The organism is uncultured Tateyamaria sp. (assembly GCF_947497045.1).
Lineage (GTDB): Bacteria > Pseudomonadota > Alphaproteobacteria > Rhodobacterales > Rhodobacteraceae > Tateyamaria.
Map to the genome: position 1 here is coordinate 305,602 of NZ_CANMEU010000001.1, position 16,143 is coordinate 321,744.

Here is a 16,143-nt window from a genome sequence, read left to right on the forward strand (position 1 = left end):
ACATGCACTGGCTCAAAACCGCTCTGCTTTGCCTGACACTCGCAGCCTGCGGGTTCGAACCCGTCTACGGACCGAACGGGTCGGGCACGGCATTGCAAAACCGGGTTCAGATTGACCCGCCCAATGACCGCGAGGGGTTTCTGCTGGTCCAACGGCTTGAAGAGCGGTTGGGGCGCGCGGGCGATCCGGCCTATCGGCTTGCGGTCAGCTTGTCGGCCGCGCTGCAATCACGCGCCATCGACCCTGACGGGGATGTACGGCGCTTCCATCTGATTGGTGGGGCGAATTACACGCTGACGGACACGGGCACGGGCGCTGTGATCCGCTCGGACCGGGTGAACAATTTCGTGGGCTATTCGGCGACAGGCACCAACGTCGCAACGGTGGCCGCGCAACGCGATGCCACGCAGCGGCTGATGACGATCCTTGCGGACCAGATCGTGTTGCAACTGCAAGCCGGCGATCTGTGAAACTCTCGGCCGGACAATCCGCCAGCTATTTTGCCAAACCTGACGCCGATGCGGCTGGTCTGCTGATCTTTGGCGCGGACGGGATGCGCATCGCGCTCAAGCGGCAACAGGTCGTGGCCGCCCTGATTGGCCCCACCGGCGAAGAAGAGATGCGGCTGACCCGGATGTCCGCCAGCGAAGCCCGCAAGGACCCCGCGCTGTTGCTGGATGCGGTCAAGGCTATCGGCTTTTTCCCCGGCCTCCGCGTGGCGCTGATCGAGGATGTGAACGAGATCACAGGCCCCATCGTGATCGACGCCCTGGCCGCGTGGGCACCGGGCGATGCCCAAATCATCGCAACCGCCGGAAACCTCAAACCCACCTCGAAACTGCGCAAGGCGTTTGAGGGGCACGCATCCGCCTATGCGGTCGGCATCTACGACACCCCCCCCACCCGGGACGAGATTGAGCGTGACCTCAAGGCCGCAGGCATTAACGACGCCCCTCAGGATGCGATGCACAGCCTGATGGATCTGGCGCGCGATCTCGAACCGGGGGATTTTCGCCAGACGCTGACCAAGATCGGGCTCTACAAGCTCAACGACATAACCCCGCTCAATGCCGATGACATCGCTGCCTGCGCCCCGGTGTCAATCGAGGCGGACGTGGATGATGTGCTGCTGGTCGTCGCAGACGGACAGGCCGCGGCCATCGGCCCGGTGATGCAGCGCCTGCAAGCCCAAGGGGTGAACGCGGTGACCTTATGCATCGGGGCCATGCGTCACTTTCGGACATTACATCGCGCGGCGACCGATACCTCAGGGCGGCCCCAGATTTGGGGTCCGAACCGGGACAAGATGATGGCGCAGGCCCGCGCCTGGGGCCCGGTCAAGCTTGAAACCGCATTGACCGAACTGACAGACACAGATTTGCAACTACGCTCGGCAGGTCAACATGCGCCGGCCTTGGCGCTGGTGGAACGGACATTCATCCGGCTGGCCATGCTGGCCCGGCGCTGAGACCCTCAATCTTCTTTTGACCAAAAATACCGCAGGGGAGGCCGCAGGCCGGGGGCAGAGCCCCTCAAAGAAAAGGGGGTGGCAGACCGCACGTGTCAGTCAGGCACAACCCCTCCAAACAATTCCACAACCTGCGCTTCGGTCATCAGCGTGCGACCCTCGCCAGCAAAGGCATAGATCGCCGGTTTGCGGTCAATATATATCTCGCTGTTGAAGCTAAGATCAGAGACATCATCCAACGTCCCCAGCCCCACATGCATCTCGCCCTTCATGGGGCCGTCCGCAGTGACACGGTAAAACACGCTCGACCCGCACAGCTTGCAAAACACCCGCTCGGCCCATGGAGACGAGGCATAGGCCGTCAGGTTTTCAGCGCCCTCAACCTCCATCCCGCCTTCGGGCACGGCCACACTCATAAACACGCCCCCAGACCACTTACGGCACATCGCGCAATGGCATGCCCCCGTTTCCGCCAGGGGTGCGGTGACATTGAACGACACCGCACGACACATGCACGAACCAGAATGAGGCATAGCTATCTCCTAAAAACGCTCTTTCGTCAGAGCCTACACCCTAGAGGGCAATGCTGACAGGTTCTGTCACCGGCTTGCATCCGGCACGCCACGCTGCAATCGTGCGCACCACTGCTGTCAGCCGAAAGGGGCCGTCATGTACCGCGTTATCGGAACCGTCAAAAGCCGCGCCTTTCGGGTCATGTGGATGCTCGACGAACTGGGTCAGGACTACGAGGTCACGCTCGCCGCCCCGCGTTCGGACGAGGCGCGAGCGTATAACCCGTTAGGCAAGATCCCGGCCCTGGTCGATGGCGACAATGTACTGACCGACAGCGTGGCGATCATGGCCTATCTTGCCGACAAGCACGGCAAACTCACGGCCCCCGCTGGCACCCCGGAACGCGCACGACAGGATGCAATGACCTTATGGTTGATCGACGAGATGGACGCGATCCTGTGGACCTATGCCAAACACAGCTTTGTTCTGCCCGAACATCTGCGCGCGGCTGATGTCAAACCCACCCTGAAACAGGAGTTTGCGCGCACCGCCGACACCTTCGCCGCATCGCTTGATGCTGCGGGCGACTTCATCATGGGCGATCAGATCACGCTGCCGGACCTTCTGGCGGTCCACTGTTTTGGCTGGGCATTTGGCGCGGGCTTTCCACCGATCCCCGAGACGGTCAAGGCCTATACAAAACGACTGCGCGCCCGCCCCGCCTTTCGTGCAGCCGCCGCACACTGACACTGTAAGGCGGTCTTCAGCCCGCCAACCAGTCCACAACACCGCGCCCCGCGTGACGACCCGTGGCCAGACAGGCGGTCAGCAAATAGCCACCTGTCGGGGCCTCCCAATCCAGCATCTCACCGGCGCAAAACACCCCCGGAGCGGCCCGCAACATCAAATCGGGACCAAGTGCCTCCGCACGGACACCGCCTGCCGTCGAAATCGCTTCGTCCAGCGGACGCAAACCCACATGGGCCACCGCCAGCTTTTTCAGGCGCCGCGCTGTCGCCACATCCCCTTCGGGCCATGGACGCCCCCATTCCTGCGCCAGCGCGATCTTGAGCGGATCAAGCTTCAGCACCTTGCGCAGATGGTTGGCGAAACTCGTCTTGCCGCGCGGACGGGCCAGACGTGCGGCGACCTCGTCCACGCTGAGGTCCGGCAGCAAATCGACAAACAACCGCGCACCTTCGCGCACACCGCGTGACACGGAATAAAGCCCGCCACCTTCAAGCCCACGACGCGACACGACACCTTCGCCGCGACTGCGATGGTCCCCCGCACGCCACGCCACACCTTTGAGGGGCTTGCCCACATGGCCGTCCATATGCGGCGACCATTCGACCCAAATCGCGGCGTTGGCGGGGGCAAACGGGCTGAGCGGCACGCCCGCCCCGCCCAGAATATCCGCCCACGCCCCGTCCGATCCCAACCGCGCCCAGCTTGCGCCACCAAGGGCCAGCACCACCGCATCACATGCAACGCTTTGCTGCCCGTCGGGGGTGTCAAAGTGCAAGGTCTCACCCTCCCATCCGGTCCAGGACCAGCGGGTTTTTGACACGACGCCAAGGCTCTCCAGCCGCGCCAGCCATCCCCGCAACAAGGGTGAGGCTTTCATCGCACGCGGAAAGACACGCGCGGTGGTACCGGTGAACATCTCCTGGCCCAACCCCTCGGCCCAGGCGACAATGGCATCACTGTCGAATGCGGCCACAGCGGGATACAGCCAAGGGGCCGCGTCCGAATACCCCTGCATCAAATCAGGCAACGCCGCCGCATGGGTCAGGTTCAGCCCAGATTTGCCCGCCATCAAAAACTTGCGACCCAAGGACGGCTTGGCCTCGTATATCGTGACGGCCAAACCGGCCTCAGCCATCACTTCGGCTGCGGCCAGCCCCGCGGGTCCGCCCCCGATCACTGCCACCTTTTTCATTCGGCGCGGGTCCGCAATTCGCCCGTCAACTCGACCGTGCGGTGCGGGTACGGAATGGTGATGTCATTGGCCTTGAGCGCGTTCCAGATCAGGAACAGCACGTCGGATGTGTATTTGTTCGGGCCGTCATCGATGCCGTTCACCCAGAATTCAACCGCAAAATTGATGCCGCTGTCGCCAAACCCGCGCAACTCGCAATCGGGTGGATAGGGCGCATCCAGCACTTCGGGATGCGTGGCCACCGCCGCTTCGATCAGCGCAGGGATCGCATTGATATCCGTGTCATAGCTCACCGAAAACGGTGCCTCATAGCGGTTGGCCGATCCGCTGTCGGAATAGTTGACCACGCGAGTGGTGATGAAATCCTCGTTCGGGACAACGATCCACCGCCCGTCATAGGTCTCGAGGATCGCCGCCCGCGCCGTCATCTTCACGATGGTCCCGGATTCGCCCCCATCCAATTCCACATAGTCGCCCACCGTCGCCTGCCCTTCGACCAGCAGGATCACGCCCGAGATGAAATTCGATGCGATCTTTTGCAGCCCAAAACCAAGCCCGACCCCGATGGCACCGCCCAATACGGCCAAGGCGGACAGGTTGATGCCCATAATGTTCATCAACACCAGAAACGCGACGCCAAAGATCAGGAACTCGACCGCCTTCGTCACCAGCTGGCGCAGCGAGGGCCGCATTTCTTCCTGTTTCTGGATGAACTCGTTTGATTGTGAATTGGACCACTGCCCAAGCCAGAAGATGACGCCCGCAACGGTTACGAATTGGAGCAACCACAACAGGTTGAATGACAGGTTGCCTAGGGGGATGACAGTTGCCTCAAGCTGCACCATCGCCGGGGCCAGCAGACCCACCGCATAGAGCGCCGCAATCGGCATCAGAACATAGCGGCCAAGCAATTTGAGGAACGGATCGGTGATGATGTCACGCACCAGCGCCCGCACCGCCAGAAACATGAACACACGCTTGCCAAAGGCGATGACCGCGCCGGAGTCAAAGATCGAGCGGACAATCGCCTCGCCCATGGCTGTGAACATATAGGCAAGCAGGGCAAGCATCAGCGGCAGGAATTGTGCAACAAACCGGCGGGCCCTGGCGATCACGGTATTGCTTGGGCCGGGATCAAGCAGTTGGGCCAATGTCGGGCGCAGGCGGCGCGTCACCAGAACCGCAATGACGTAGGCCACAATCAGCACACCGAACTGGGACCAGGCCGCGGGACTCAGCAGCCATGTCAGCGCCAATTCCCACGCTTGAATGACATAGCCTGCGATGGTTTGCACAATCTCAGGCTGGCTTTCCAGATCAAACTCCACGCCCCGACCCCTTGTCTGATGCACGTCTTGGACCAGTTGTCATGTCCGAGCCCGTCCACGCAAGGGATCACACCAATGTCCGACCCAAAGACTGCCCCCCTGTGCCCGCTTTGCCAACGCCCCATTCCGGCGGACGCCCCCCAAAGCCTGCATCACCTGATCCCAAAACTGAAAGGTGGCAAGGGCGGCCCGACAGTGCTGTTGCACCACATCTGTCACCGCGAAGTTCACGCAACGCTGACGGAAGCGGAACTGGCCCGCGACTATACCACGCCAGAGGCATTGCGCGCCCATCCTCGCCTTGCCAAATTCTTTGCGTGGGTAGCCAAGCGCCCGCCCGGCTTTGCCTCAAAGGTGCCGGGCAAGCGGCGCAAACGCTAGGTCAGCGGCGTGATTTGATCGGGGGCACGGCGGCTTTGTTGTCAAGATCATGTGCCACCTTGCCCAAGGCAAAAATGGCCAGTAACGCTACACGCTCCGGGCGGGTCAGCGGTTTCGGCGCAGCCCTCGCAGGGCGGGTGGGGCGCGCAGGGCGTATGATATGGGTGTCTCGGGCCATCTGGAACGCCCTCGAATCGTATCACATTTTTCGACTTCATACTACTCGCAGAACGGGTGCGGGGTCAGGGGCACAGCCCTTTGATAGCCCGTGCCGTCGCGGCACCGGCACTCACCACATCGCTGCACAGTGCCCGCGCGCGCGCCGTCATATCCCCATCGTCAACGATTTCGTCAACCAGCCCAAACTGATACGCGGTGGCTGCATCAATCTTTTGTCCCGCCAGCAGCACCATCTTGGTCCGCGCAGGCCCGACCAGCGCCGTCATGCGCACCGGATCACTGGGTTGGGGCAGATACCCAAGCCGCATCACCGGATAGAAAAACTTGGTGCCCGGAGCGGCGATCCGCATGTCACAGGCCAGCACCATCCCGTTTGCACCACCGGCCACCGTCCCGTTCAGCGCCGCAATTGTCAGGCAGGGCAATGCGGCGATAGTGCCCGACAGCGCCTCCCACAAAGGAGAGACCGCCAACCCGGATTTTGCCGCATCCAGATCTGCACCCGCGCTGAACACCTTGCCCGTGCCCGTCAGGATCAGGGCGCGTGCATCCTTGGCCGCGCCGCAGCGTGCGACCAGCTCTTGCAGCATCGCTTCCGTCAGGGCACCTGCTTTGTGGGGACGGTTGATTGTCAACGTCCAGATCGGCCCGTCTGTGTCCGCCTCAATCACGCGAGGCCAACCCGCGCCCGAATGTCGGGATCACGCAGCGAAATTTCGGTGCCGATCCACCCATCTGCATCGGCACTGCACATCCACAGCAATGCCCTGGCCACCCAATCAGCGGGGATGTGATCGGACCAGTCCAGCTGGCTGACCGGGTTGATCCCGCTGGCCTTGATCTCGCGTTGCATTTCCGTGGCGACCGTACCGGGGCTGAGGCCCATCGCGCGGATGCCGTCCTGAGCGTTTTCCTTGTGCGCGCAGGCGGTCAGCATCGCCGCCCCAGCCTTGGAAGCGCAATAGTGCGACCATGCCTCGACCGGGCCATGAGCCGCGCCCGAACTGATCGTGAGGATGCTCCCACCCCCCGCCTTGAGCATCACGGGCAAGGCGGCACGCATCCCGTAGAACACCCCCTTCAGGTTGATGTCGATCACCTGAGACCACGCGTCCGGGTCGGCACTGGCCATATGCGAGATTGGCTCGATAGCCCCCGCATTACCGATTAGCACATCCAGCCCGCCAAAATTCTGCACCGTTTGGACCACCGCCGCCTCGACCGCTGCAAAGTCGCTGACGTCGCAGGGGATCGCAATGGCTTGGGGACCGATCTCGGTCGCAAGCTGCGAAATGGCGTCGGCACCGCGGGCCACCAAGGCCACCTGCGCGCCCGCTTTGGCGAACACGCGTGCGGTTTCAGCTCCGATACCCCGGCTGGCACCTGTGATCAAAACAGACTTTCCTGACATATCCTGCATCAAACTATCCCACTCCTTGCACAGTCTGCCTTGTGGTAGGCTGGGCAGCGCCTTACGTCCACCCCGTGGCCTTGACGCTCTGACCCCAACGGCAGACGATGCACCCAAATTGTGAATTGAGGATTCTTGTATGCCCCGTATTTCCTGCCTGACCCACAGCACCGCAATTGCGCTGTGCCTGCCGGCCACGGCCGCCCTTGCCGACCTGACCGCTGCCGAGGTGTGGGCGGATTGGAAATCCTACATGACCAGCACCGGGTACAGCGTGACAGGGTCCGAAGTCATGGCGGGCGATACGCTGACCGTCAGCGATGTGGTGATGAGCGTCGATATGGACGGCGATGCTGGCGACGGGGTGATGGACGTCACACTTGAGGCCTTGCGCTTTGTCGAACAGGGCGACGGGTCGGTCTCCATCGAATTGCCTGCGACCACTGCGTTCAACATGAATTTTGACACCGAAACCGACGAACAGATCGACGTGATTGTGGACTTCACCCAGACGGGCCACAGCATGATCGCCACAGGTGATCCAAGCGCGTTGCGCTATGTTTACGGTGCCACAACCGCACAGATGGGGATCAGAGAGATCACCGTGGACGGCACCACCCTGAGCAGCGAGACCGCCCAGGTTGACGTCACGATGAACGACATCAGCTATACCACCGACACCACTATTGGCGATGTGCGCAGCTTTGAGCAGGTGACGTCCTTTGCTTCGGTCGACTACAGCGTCAATTTTACTGACCCCGATGGCGAAGGGTCGGTCAAGCTGGTCGGGGCGATGCAGGGCCTTGGATTTGACGGCGGCGGCGCGCTGCCTTTGAACACCGACGTGCAGGATCTTGATGCAATGCTCGACAACGGGTTTGCCTATGACGGGACCTTCTCCACCCAAAGCGGCACCTATGACGTGGCCTTCACCAACCCCGATGGCAGCGGCACCATCAACGGTGTGTCCCAAGGGGCCGATATTGCCCTGAATATGGGGACGATGGGACTGGCCTATGACATTGTGCAGCGCAATGTGGCGATAAACATGCTGGTCACCGCCTTTCCCCTGCCCTTGTCCTTCAACGCAGCCGAGTTGGGCACGAAAATCCTGATGCCCTTGCAAGAATCACCCGAAGAACAGGATTTCGGCCTTGGCCTGACCCTCAGCGATTTCACCATGTCCGACGTGATCTGGTCGCTGTTTGATCCAAGCGCACAACTGCCCCGCGACCCTGCCACAATCGCGGTGGATCTGTCGGGCAAGGCCAAGGTGCTGTTTGACTTCCTTGATCCCGATCAGGCCGTTGTGCTCGAAGAAGCCGGCGCGGTGCCGGGGGAGTTGAACGCGCTGACACTCAACACGCTGAACATCGACGCCGCAGGGGCCAAGCTGACCGGCTCGGGCGATTTCGTCTTCGACAACACCGATCTGACCACCTTTGACGGGCTGCCCCGTCCCGAAGGTGGCGTCGATCTGCAACTTGTGGGCGGCAACGGGCTGCTGGACAAGCTGGTCGGCATGGGCCTGTTGCCCGAAGATCAGGCAATGGGGGCCCGCATGATGATGGGCCTGTTTGCGGTGCCCGGTGAGGGGGCAGACACGCTCAATTCCCGCATCGAAGTGAACGATCAAGGTCACGTGCTGGCCAATGGGCAGCGCATTCGCTGAACTTACTGGCACGAGCCGAGGGGCAAGGGCGGCGCATCTGCACGTGCCCTTGCACCCCAGCCCCGACACCTCTACCTGATGCGCAACCCTGCGGAGCGTTTTTATGACCCCATCTGATCTGTCCACCCTGACCGAACGGCTGATCAACGCGGCCAAATCCGCGGGTGCAGACGCCGCAGATGCGATGGCGGTACAGGGCACGTCGATCTCGGTGGATGTGCGCGCCGGGGCGCTGGAACAGGCCGAACGGTCCGAGGGGATTGATCTGGGTCTGCGTGTGTTTGTGGGTCAAAAGCAGGCCAACGTGTCATCGTCCGACGCCTCGGACCGCACGATCGAGGAGATGGTCACCCGCGCCGTTGCCATGGCAAACGAGGCCCCCGAGGACCCGCATGCTGGTCTGGCGGACCCGGACCAATTGGCAACCGATTGGGATCTGGACGCGCTTGAATTGTTTGACCCAACCGCCGAACCGAGCCCCGCAGAGTTGCAGGCCGATGCGTTGGCCGCAGAAGCCGCCGCGCTGGCCATTGCTGGTGTCGATCAGGTGCAGCAATCCACCGGCGCTTACGGAGCGCGCGACATCTGGCTGGCCGCCTCGAACGGATTTTCAGGCGGCTATCGGCGCACCGACCGGGCCACAAGCTGTGTGGCCATCGCAGGCACAGGGGCCGAGATGGAGCGGGACTACAGCGCGGACAGCCGGATTTTTCAAAGTGACTTGCGCGCGCCAGGCGAGATCGGACACGAAGCAGGCACCCGCGCCACCGCCCGCACAGGCGCCCGCAAGCCACCTACGGGGACCTATCCGGTTCTGTTTGACGAACGCATTTCTTCCTCGCTGATCGGGCATCTTTTGGTCGCCGCCAACGGGTCGAGTGTGGCGCGCGGTGCCTCGTGGTTGCGCGATCTGATGGGGCAGCAGGTGCTGCCCACCTCGCTGAACCTGATCGAAGACCCCCACCGCCCCCGCACCGGCGGCACCCGACCCTTTGATGCCGAAGGTCTGCCCACGCAGCGCCGTGCCATCGTAGAAAACGGTATTCTGACAGGCTGGACGCTTGATCTCGCCTCAGCACGCAAACTCGGGTTGTCCTCGACCGGGAACGCAGCGCGGGGCACCTCTGCGCCGCCCAGCCCTTCGAATTGGAACGTGGCATTGGACCAAGGCAGCGCGCACCAGGCCGACCTGATCCGCGACATGGGCACGGGGCTGCTGGTGACGTCGATGATCGGCTCGACCATCAACCCCAACACCGGGGATTATTCGCGCGGTGCCGCGGGCCTGTGGGTCGAAAACGGCGAGGTCACCTATCCGGTCAACGAGTGCACCATTGCGGGCAGCTTGCCCGAGATGCTGCGCAATATCGTGCCCGCCAATGATGCGCGTACCTACCTTAGCCGCGTTGTGCCCTCGCTGCTTGTGCCCGGAATGACCCTTGCTGGCAGCTGACCTGCCTCTGTTGATTGACGCGGCGCGAATCGCTGGCCGGGTGGCCACCAGCTTTGCTGGTGCCACGGCCACGCGGTGGGACAAGCCCGACAATGCGGGGCCCGTAACCGAAGCGGATCTGGCCGTGAACGACGCGCTGTCAGCCACATTGCGCACCGCGCGCCCCGATTACGGCTGGCTGTCCGAAGAAACCGAAGACGACGCGACCCGCCTGTCGCGCGATACCGTGTTCATCATCGACCCCATCGACGGCACCCGCAGCTTTGTCGAAGGGTCAAAGACCTGGGCGATTTCAATCGCCATCGCACATCTGAGCCAGATCACAACGGCGGTCGTGTATCTGCCGCTGCGCAACCGGCTCTATGCAGCGGCGCATGGCGCAGGGGCCTCGTTGAACGGGCAACCCATTGCGGTCAGCGAGGCAGCGATTTCCCCTGCCAGCACCATGCTGGCCGCGCGGCCCATCATGGACCCCAAGCACTGGGGCGATGGCACGCCCGATATCGCCCGCCACTACCGCCCTTCGCTCGCCTACCGTCTGGCCTTGGTCGGCGAGGGGCGCTTTGATGCGATGCTGACCCTACGCCCCAGTTGGGAGTGGGACATCGCAGCGGGCGCATTGATCATCACCGAGGCAGGCGGCACAATCACGGATCAGACCGGCGCACCCCTGCGCTTTAACAACCCGCATCCCACCCTGAACGGAGTGGTGGCAGGCAGCGGGCCCGTGCATGGTGCACTGGCCTCCAGACTAAAGACCTACCGCGCTTGACCCTCGCCGCCATATGCGCAAACTGCGCGGCACATCGCCTATTCCCGAACCGATCAAAGGAAACGCCCCATGTCTCAACGCCTGCACCTCGTCTTTGGTGGCGAATTGGTGGACCCTTCGAAAAACGTGTTCAAGAATGTGGACGACCTGCACATGGTCGGCATCTTTCCCGACTATGACACCGCCTACAACGCGTGGAAATCCGAGGCGCAGCGCACCGTGGACAACGCCCATATGCGGTATTTCATTGCCCATCTGCACCGCTTGCGGGACGAAGAAAACGCAGCCGCCCCCACCGAAGAGTTGGGCTGAGGCCCAATATGCGCGGATCTCTGGGGCTTGCGGCCTATCGCACGCTGTCGGGTCGGCGCGCACCCCCTGATTACACCCCCGCGCAAAAGCGCCCCGAAGGCGAGGTGGTGTGGATTCACGCCGCCGAAGAGGGCAACAACCGCGCTCTCAATGATCTTGCACATCGGCTGGTGGCGATGCGGCATGGTTGCCACATCGTCCTGACCTGCGCCAGCGGCAGCTTTGAGGTGCAGCGCGGAGCCTCGGTGATCAACGCAGATGTGCCGCCCGATCACCCGGTTGTCACGGACGCCTTTATCAAACACTGGCACCCGGATGTGGTGATCTGGTCATGGGGTGGCTTCCGCCCCAACCTGATCCTGTCCGCCGCCGAAAGTGGCGCGCGCATGATCCTGATCGACGCTGCCCGCGACGGCTTTGACGGGCGGCGCGACCGATGGTTGCCCGAAGTCCCCAAGCGGCTGTTGTCCCAGTTTTCGCACGTCATTGCGCGCGATCAACAGGCCCACCTGCGGCTTGCGCAATTGGGGCAGGCGCTCAATGCCATTGAACTTGCCGCCCCGCTCCATCCGTTTGGGCGCACGCTGAGTGTCGCTGAAACCGACATCGCCGAAATGACCGAAGCCCTCGGGGGACGGCCCGTCTGGTTGGCGGCCCGCGCCGTCATCAACGAGGGGCGCACGATTCTGGCCGCACATCGGATCGCCGTGAAAACCTCGCATCGCCTGTTGCTGATCCTGCATTTCTCGGATCACAGCGAAGAGGAAAAGCTGGCCGAAATCGCCCAGGAGATGGGTCTGCGCATCGCCCGGTGGAGCGTCGGTGAATTGCCCGATGACAACACCCAGGTCTTGCTTGCGGATGATGACGAAGACCTTGGCCTGTGGTTGCGGATCGCGCCGGTCACCTTTCTGGGCGGCTCCTTACGCTCGGGGCAGTCGGTGATCGACCCCTACGCGGTGGCCGCCCATGGCACGGCAATGATTTATGGACCCAATGTAGGTGCGCATGTCGATGCTTTCACTCGGCTGATGAATGCGGGGGCGGCCCGTATCGTGAATTCGACCGAATCCCTGGGTCGTGCCGTGATCCAGATGATTGCCCCTGATCACGCCGCGCAGATGGCCATGGCCGGGTGGGAGGTCGTGACCCAAGGGGCCGACACGCTTGATCGGATCATTGAGTTGGTTCAGGCGCATCTGGACCGCATCGATCAAGGGCTGGCCTGATGCGCACCCCGGCATTCTGGACCTCACAACAGGGCGCACGCGATTGGCGGGCCAGACTGCTGCTCCCGGTCGGGGCGCTTTATGGGAAAGCCACCGCATACCGACTGCGCAAAGGACCCCGCACACGCCTGCCCGTCCCGGTCATCTGTGTGGGCAACATCAACGCGGGCGGCACCGGCAAAACGCCCACGGTCATGGCGCTGGTCGAGCGGTTGCGGGACCGCTTTGTCGAACCGCACATCATCAGCCGCGGCTATGGGGGCACCCTTGCAGGCCCGGTGGAGGTTGATCCCGGTCAACACAGCGCCAAAGACGTCGGGGATGAGCCGCTGTTGCTTAGCGCCTTTGCGCGCACATGGGTCGCGCGGGATCGCAGTGCCGGTGCTCAGGCCGCGATCAAAGCGGGCGCGCAGGTGATAGTTCTGGATGACGGCTTTCAGAACCCCGGTCTTGTGCATGATCTGTCCATCGTGGTGGTGGACGCCCAAACCGGGTTCGGCAACGGGTTATGCCTGCCCGCAGGTCCATTGCGCGAACCAAGCCATGTCGGATTGCAACGGGCTGACCTTCTGCTGAGCATCGGGCCACCGGCGGCGCAGGCCAGCTTCGCACCCGACACCACGCTGCCACGGGTGCAGGCCACACTGGCCCCCCTGCAAACCGGGATGGATTGGACAGACACGCCGCTGATCGCTTTTGCCGGGATCGGACGACCGCAAAAGTTCTTCGACACGCTCAATGATCTCGGGGCCACACTCCTGCGCGCCGAAAGTCTGGCAGACCACCAGCCGCTTTCACCCGCATTCCTCACCCGGTTGGAAACCGAAGCACGGGCGCGCGGCGCACAGCTGGTCACCACGGAAAAAGACGCGGTCAGATTGCCGCCCGCCTTCCGCTCCAAGGTGATCACACTACCCGTGCGGCTCCAGATTGCGGACCCAACGCATCTGGACGCAGCGCTCGACACCCTGCTCAACCCATAATCTTCTTTTGACCAAAAATACCGCCCGAGCGGAGCGGAAACCGCAGACCCCGGAGGGGGATGCAAAACATCGTGTGGCGCGTCAGCGCCTCAATCATCCTCACCCAAGGTCGGCGCGGGACGATCAAGGGTCAGATCGGCACCCGAAAACCGAATGGGGGTGCGAATGCCGGGCACGCCATCCAGTTCGATCTGCATCCTACGCGCGCGGACCTGCGGGTCAGCCATCACATCGGCCATGTCATTGATGGGGCCAGCGGGCACACCCTGAGCCTCACAGGCGGACAGCAAATCATCCCGGCTGCGCAAGCTCGTGGCAGCAGTCAAAAGTCGGGTCATTTCATCACGATTGGCAATGCGGTCCGCATTCTTCAGGAACGCCGGGGCCACCGCCATATCGGGCAACCCCAGCAAACCACACAGACGTTGGTACTGCCCGTCATTGCCGGTGGCGATGATGATATGGCCATCCGCGCAATCAAACACCTGATAGAGGGTCAGGTTCATATGGGCATTGCCCATGCGCCCCGGCACGTCCCCACTGGTCAAATAGTTCATGCCCTGGTTCGAGGTCATGGCAACGGCAACATCCAACAAAGCCATATCAATCTGCTGCCCCCGCCCTGTGCTGCTGCGCTGATGGACCGCCGCCAGAATGGCCGTGGTCGCATAGACCCCGGTGAACAGATCGGTGATCGCAACACCGGACTTTTGAGGCTGCCCTTCGGGCGCGCCCGTGATCGACATCAACCCGGACATGCCTTGGATGATAAAGTCATATCCGGCCCGGTGCGCATATGGACCCGTTTGCCCAAAACCAGTGATCGAGCAATAGATCAAGCGCGGAAACTGATCGCGCAGGCTCTCGTAGTCGAGGCCGTATTTGGCCAGCCCACCAACCTTGTAGTTCTCGATCAGGATATCGGCATCCCCGATCAGGTCCAGCAGCTTGGCCTTGCCCTCGGGCGTGCGAAAATCGACGGTGACGGATGCTTTGCCCCGATTGGTGGAGTGAAAATAGGCCGCCGACACATCTTCATCCCGGATGACAAAGGGCGGCCCCCACTGGCGCGTATCATCACCACGTGGGGCTTCGACCTTGACCACTTCAGCGCCAAGGTCGGACAGGGTGCTGGCCCGCCCAGGGACCGGCCAGCACCCGTGCCAATTCAACGACGCGCAGGCCCGCAAGAGGCCCACCGCCAGGCATCAGCTGCCAGCCGCTTCTTCGATCAGGCGGGCCATTTCTTCGTAAGCCATGTTGTTATAGGTGGTGCCGTTGATCACAAAGCTGGGTGTGGAGCGCACGCCGTCCTCTTCGGCGTTCCCCTGATACCACGCCACGAGGGTACGCAGTTGGTCGGCATCGTTCAGGCAGGCTTCGACCGCGTCACCACTCAGACCGGCCAAGCGGCCAATCTTGCGCAATTCATCTGCGATCTGGGCCGGATCGCCGCCACCAGCGCGGCTCCATTCGGCTTGGGTACCGTACAGGATATCGGTGATCCCAAAGAAGGACTCAGGCGTGCCCGCACAACGCGCAATCGCCGACGCCCACAGCCCGAAACGGTCAAAATAGACTTCGCGGTAGACAAAGTTGATCTTGCCCGTGTCGATATAGTCCGCCTTCAGCTGCTTGTAGGGCCCTGTGTGAAAGCTGCCGCAATGGGGGCAGGTATAGCTGGCATATTCGATGACCGTCACGGCGGCATCCGGGTTGCCGATCTGCATTTCGACCACACCTGACGTGTCGATGTCTTCGGCAGTGGTCTGGGCGTTGGCAGCGCCCAGCAACCGTTCGGCCTGGGCCTGCTGGTCAGGCGAGGTGCCGCCGGTCTGCGTCGAGGAATACCAGAAATAACCAGCCACTCCGATCACGATGGCCAGTATGGCAACAATACGGTTCATGTACGTGTTCCTTGTTTTTCACGTGTCAGAATGTTTGCGCCCAGCCGCTCGAGCGCGGTGCGCAATCCGTCATCGGCCACCGGCGCGACGACTTGCCCTGCGGCCTTGTGCATCTCTGCATTCGGGGCCTTGGGGCTGTTGTCTTTGGGGCGGTGATCAAAGGCCACCTGCCCTTCGGCGAAGCCTGTGGCCGCCGTTTGGGTGATCCGGATGCGCGCGATGGCATTATACCCATAAACCGCGTTTACACGGGCGCGCAGCTGCTCTTTTTGCATCTCGAGCATCGGGGCCTGCGCACCGGTTGTCAGCAATGTCAGTGTCGCGCCCATCCCGCCGCGACCATAGCTGACCTCGACCGGCCGGGCGATGGCCGCCACATCTGCACCCGCCACCTCGGCCCAATCCGTCAATAGGCGGCTTTGCGCAAAGCCCCGGCTTTCGCTGGCCTGCCGAATCCGCCCGGTCAGCAGCGATGCTGTCCGTTTGAACCCTTTTGTTGTGGCGCGGCGCGCAGCCATGGCTATGTTCCTTTTCACCCGTGCGTGATCATAGCGGATGGGCCTGTGATAACCAGCCTTCCGATCAAGGATTC

18 protein-coding genes and 1 pseudogene are annotated in these 16,143 nt (G+C 62.4%); 10 read left to right on the forward strand and 9 right to left on the reverse strand.

The window, feature by feature from the left end:
• Positions 1-2 precede the first annotated feature (2 nt).
• Together lptE and holA are read left to right on the forward strand one after the other, a co-directional pair.
• A complete protein-coding gene (gene lptE / locus Q0859_RS01735) occupies positions 3-470 on the forward strand; it encodes an LPS assembly lipoprotein LptE (RefSeq protein WP_299147139.1) in 468 nt (155 codons plus the stop codon).
• On the forward strand, positions 467-1,468 hold the full coding sequence (holA, locus tag Q0859_RS01740; protein WP_299147141.1) for a DNA polymerase III subunit delta: 1,002 nt from the start codon (positions 467-469) through the stop codon (positions 1,466-1,468). The genes lptE and holA overlap by 4 nt, the downstream gene beginning before the upstream one ends.
• Before the next feature lie 95 nt (positions 1,469-1,563).
• On the opposite strand, the gene Q0859_RS01745 is transcribed toward holA, so the two are convergent.
• Positions 1,564-1,980, reverse strand: coding sequence for a GFA family protein (locus tag Q0859_RS01745; protein ID WP_299147509.1), 417 nt, complete (start codon positions 1,978-1,980; stop codon positions 1,564-1,566).
• Between the two features lie 157 nt (positions 1,981-2,137).
• On the opposite strand from Q0859_RS01745, the gene Q0859_RS01750 reads away from it, so the two are divergent.
• Entirely contained in the window at positions 2,138-2,728 is a 591-nt protein-coding gene (locus Q0859_RS01750) for a glutathione S-transferase family protein (protein ID WP_299147142.1), read from the forward strand.
• A gap of 16 nt (positions 2,729-2,744) precedes the next feature.
• Here the strand turns inward: Q0859_RS01750 and Q0859_RS01755 are convergent, their stop codons facing one another.
• Positions 2,745-3,923, reverse strand: coding sequence for a TIGR03862 family flavoprotein (locus Q0859_RS01755; RefSeq protein ID WP_299147143.1), 1,179 nt, complete (start codon positions 3,921-3,923; stop codon positions 2,745-2,747).
• Positions 3,920-5,251 carry a mechanosensitive ion channel domain-containing protein gene (locus Q0859_RS01760; RefSeq protein ID WP_299147144.1) on the reverse strand — a complete coding sequence of 444 codons (1,332 nt, stop codon included), beginning with the start codon at positions 5,249-5,251 and terminating at the stop codon, positions 3,920-3,922. Before Q0859_RS01760 ends, Q0859_RS01755 begins: the two co-directional genes overlap by 4 nt.
• 75 nt (positions 5,252-5,326) lie before the next feature.
• Here Q0859_RS01760 and Q0859_RS01765 point away from each other — a divergent pair, with 75 nt between their 5' ends.
• Positions 5,327-5,632, forward strand: coding sequence for an HNH endonuclease (locus Q0859_RS01765; RefSeq protein WP_299147145.1), 306 nt, complete (start codon positions 5,327-5,329; stop codon positions 5,630-5,632).
• A gap of 1 nt (position 5,633) precedes the next feature.
• Here the strand turns inward: Q0859_RS01765 and Q0859_RS01770 are convergent, their stop codons facing one another.
• The 3 genes from Q0859_RS01770 to Q0859_RS01780 all read right to left on the reverse strand — a co-directional run bounded on the left by Q0859_RS01770 (position 5,634) and on the right by Q0859_RS01780 (position 7,232).
• Positions 5,634-5,810, reverse strand: a complete 177-nt coding sequence (locus tag Q0859_RS01770; protein WP_299147146.1) for a hypothetical protein — start codon at positions 5,808-5,810, stop codon at positions 5,634-5,636.
• A 64-nt stretch (positions 5,811-5,874) separates the two neighbouring features.
• On the reverse strand, positions 5,875-6,483 hold the full coding sequence (locus Q0859_RS01775) for an enoyl-CoA hydratase/isomerase family protein (protein ID WP_299147147.1): 609 nt from the start codon (positions 6,481-6,483) through the stop codon (positions 5,875-5,877).
• Entirely contained in the window at positions 6,480-7,232 is a 753-nt protein-coding gene (locus Q0859_RS01780; RefSeq protein ID WP_299147148.1) for an SDR family oxidoreductase, read from the reverse strand. Before Q0859_RS01780 ends, Q0859_RS01775 begins: the two co-directional genes overlap by 4 nt.
• 130 nt (positions 7,233-7,362) lie before the next feature.
• On the opposite strand from Q0859_RS01780, the gene Q0859_RS01785 reads away from it, so the two are divergent.
• The 6 genes from Q0859_RS01785 to lpxK all read left to right on the forward strand — a co-directional run bounded on the left by Q0859_RS01785 (position 7,363) and on the right by lpxK (position 13,644).
• Positions 7,363-8,895, forward strand: coding sequence for a DUF2125 domain-containing protein (locus Q0859_RS01785; RefSeq protein WP_299147149.1), 1,533 nt, complete (start codon positions 7,363-7,365; stop codon positions 8,893-8,895).
• Between the two features lie 103 nt (positions 8,896-8,998).
• Positions 8,999-10,348, forward strand: coding sequence for a TldD/PmbA family protein (locus Q0859_RS01790; RefSeq protein ID WP_299147150.1), 1,350 nt, complete (start codon positions 8,999-9,001; stop codon positions 10,346-10,348).
• On the forward strand, positions 10,335-11,120 hold the full coding sequence (locus Q0859_RS01795; RefSeq protein WP_299147151.1) for a 3'(2'),5'-bisphosphate nucleotidase CysQ: 786 nt from the start codon (positions 10,335-10,337) through the stop codon (positions 11,118-11,120). The genes Q0859_RS01790 and Q0859_RS01795 overlap by 14 nt, the downstream gene beginning before the upstream one ends.
• A 69-nt stretch (positions 11,121-11,189) precedes the next feature.
• Entirely contained in the window at positions 11,190-11,432 is a 243-nt protein-coding gene (locus Q0859_RS01800; RefSeq protein WP_299147152.1) for a DUF4170 domain-containing protein, read from the forward strand.
• Positions 11,433-11,440: 8 nt separating this feature from the next.
• Positions 11,441-12,661: a glycosyltransferase N-terminal domain-containing protein gene (locus Q0859_RS01805; protein WP_299147153.1), complete on the forward strand. Its 1,221-nt coding sequence runs from the start codon at positions 11,441-11,443 to the stop codon at positions 12,659-12,661.
• Positions 12,661-13,644 (forward strand): tetraacyldisaccharide 4'-kinase, encoded by a 984-nt coding sequence (gene lpxK / locus Q0859_RS01810; RefSeq protein WP_299147154.1) that lies wholly within the window; start codon positions 12,661-12,663, stop codon positions 13,642-13,644. Before Q0859_RS01805 ends, lpxK begins: the two co-directional genes overlap by 1 nt.
• Positions 13,645-13,733: 89 nt before the next feature.
• Here the strand turns inward: lpxK and Q0859_RS01815 are convergent.
• The 3 genes and pseudogenes from Q0859_RS01815 to Q0859_RS01825 form a co-directional block, all read right to left on the reverse strand.
• Positions 13,734-14,853: pseudogene (locus Q0859_RS01815) on the reverse strand (CaiB/BaiF CoA-transferase family protein).
• Positions 14,853-15,551, reverse strand: a complete 699-nt coding sequence (locus tag Q0859_RS01820; RefSeq protein ID WP_299147155.1) for a thioredoxin domain-containing protein — start codon at positions 15,549-15,551, stop codon at positions 14,853-14,855. Before Q0859_RS01820 ends, Q0859_RS01815 begins: the two are co-directional and overlap by 1 nt.
• A complete protein-coding gene (locus Q0859_RS01825) occupies positions 15,548-16,069 on the reverse strand; it encodes a DciA family protein (RefSeq protein ID WP_299147156.1) in 522 nt (173 codons plus the stop codon). Before Q0859_RS01825 ends, Q0859_RS01820 begins: the two co-directional genes overlap by 4 nt.
• Between the last annotated feature and the right edge of the window lie 74 nt (positions 16,070-16,143).